This is a genomic window from Pseudomonas lundensis (assembly GCF_002269125.1).
Taxonomy (GTDB): Bacteria; Pseudomonadota; Gammaproteobacteria; order Pseudomonadales; family Pseudomonadaceae; genus Aquipseudomonas; species Aquipseudomonas lundensis_A.
Window position 1 is genome coordinate 1 of the sequence record NZ_NQKI01000084.1, and the last position, 1,745, is coordinate 1,745.

The window sequence follows — 1,745 nt, forward strand, 5'->3', positions numbered from 1 at the left end:
TTGCTTGGTCATCTGACACCTCGATATGGCGAGCATTCTCGCCTAAATGAGTGTCCGGTTTCATTAGACCACTACAGATGAGACCTCAAGAGTGAACGACTCGCGCACAACAGAGAATGCCACATGGGCGTCATCGAGGATTACTGCACCCACTTTAATGGGCATCCGCCCCCCACGAACCCCAAACTTGCTATGGCCGTTGAATAAGGCTTTGTACGACGCGACCATCACCGCTTTGCCGTTTATAAAGTCATCGTGCAGCGGCTGCCCTCGGGTATATGGGACAGCGAGAATCCCAAGCGATTTTGCTTTCTCCAGGGTTTGCTTGACCAACTGCGTGGTCGGAGCCAGATACAGCACAGGCTCTTTCAGATCATTCAAGGTCGACTGAGCAATCAGCAGACCTACTAGAGTCTTTCCTCCCCCGGTATGGAGCTTGACCACCGTGTCACGCTCGTCCTTACGCTTGAACCAGGCCTCCAGCACCTCAGCTTGACTGGTGTAAAGATCATTGATGCCTTGAGGCTTTGGCATGCGCCTGAAGATTTCCAGGGGATCTACCGGTGCCGGTCGCTGAGACTGCGATCTGAGTTTGTTGAAGTCCACCATCCTTGTTTACCTCCCAATCGCCGTTGAGCTTGAGCTTGAGCTTGAGCTTGAGCTACCCATGTTCGTCCGATTGGATATCATCATCAACGATTAATTGTGATAGATCAGAGCATTCCCTGACAGCTTGTTCCATCTCTTGCAGATGGCCGCGACGCCCACAGGGTCGTCGCCAAGGATAGCGTGCTCCATTAGCAACACCCGAAAGCCCTATAGGCCGTCCTCCCCTCGAACGGGAACTCAATGTGCCACCTTCGTACTCACAATGGTCGAATCATCTACCCCACGCCGCGGGTACTAAGGTCGACTGATCTAGTCGAACGCGAGAAAGGCAGGTATTGGGACGTTGATCTCTCCCAGATACCTCTGCAACGAGAAAAACAGGGCAACGTGAATAGCCCGTTAGAGTATTCACTCTCCTCTGCCAATTTCAGTGAGATTGAACCGATCAGGTGTGAACATCTTCACGTGATGAGCGAACGCCTTCTCCATCGCATCCTTGACAGGGGAAATATAGGCCTGCCAGGATTCATGATTGTATTGCCTGATGATGGACAGGACTGAAAACTCCAAGTGATGTAACGAGTACTTCATCAAGGTATCCCCATCAGAAAGTTTTTCCCTCAGCACATTATAGAACTCATGACAATCAACTCTACCTTTGCCATCTTTCATAGTATGGCAGGGTATTGACCTTGAGGCATTTGCTATTCGGTTAACCTCTTCCATGTCTTTATAAAGGCACATCAACTCTGTCTCGATACTAGGCCTAACCCTCTCTTCTGCCCGTTCAAGAGCAGATTCAAGAATTTGAACTCTTTCTCGGTGATATTCATTAACAACTTCTTCAGAGACATCATTGAGCCATAACTGATGATGATATTCAGGAAGGCCGCCAATAGGCTTAAAATTTTGCAAATGAAAATCATGTAGACTGCACTTAGCAAAAGCCAAAGCTTGTTTCATATCTTCGGGTACGTTGATGCCGCTATGTACCTTTTCGAGCACTTTGTTAGGCTCTGTACGTAAAGTATTGTCGCAAGCACCGCATAGCGCAGGCCAAATGAGACCATCGCCGCAAAACTTGTTGCGAGCTTGTCGAAGCGCGTCACGATGCGACGGTTCTCCTTCAGCCAGCC

General features: G+C 49.4%; 2 protein-coding genes and 1 pseudogene. All 3 read right to left on the reverse strand.

Annotated elements, in window-relative coordinates; genetic code table 11:
* Positions 1-63: 63 nt before the first annotated feature.
* Positions 64-534 carry a DEAD/DEAH box helicase gene (locus CJF39_RS22530; RefSeq protein ID WP_249275431.1) on the reverse strand — a complete coding sequence of 157 codons (471 nt, stop codon included), beginning with the start codon at positions 532-534 and terminating at the stop codon, positions 64-66.
* Positions 535-1,017: 483 nt separating this feature from the next.
* Entirely contained in the window at positions 1,018-1,614 is a 597-nt protein-coding gene (locus CJF39_RS22925) for a hypothetical protein (protein ID WP_141232222.1), read from the reverse strand.
* Positions 1,615-1,618: 4 nt separating this feature from the next.
* Positions 1,619-1,745: pseudogene (locus CJF39_RS22545) on the reverse strand (IS5/IS1182 family transposase); the annotation flags it as partial.

What these genes read in the sequence shown, in the direction of transcription:
- CJF39_RS22530 (WP_249275431.1), bottom strand. Translation starts at nt 534, where the DNA reads ATGCCAAAGCCTCAAGGCATCAATGATCTTTACACCAGTCAAGCTGAG.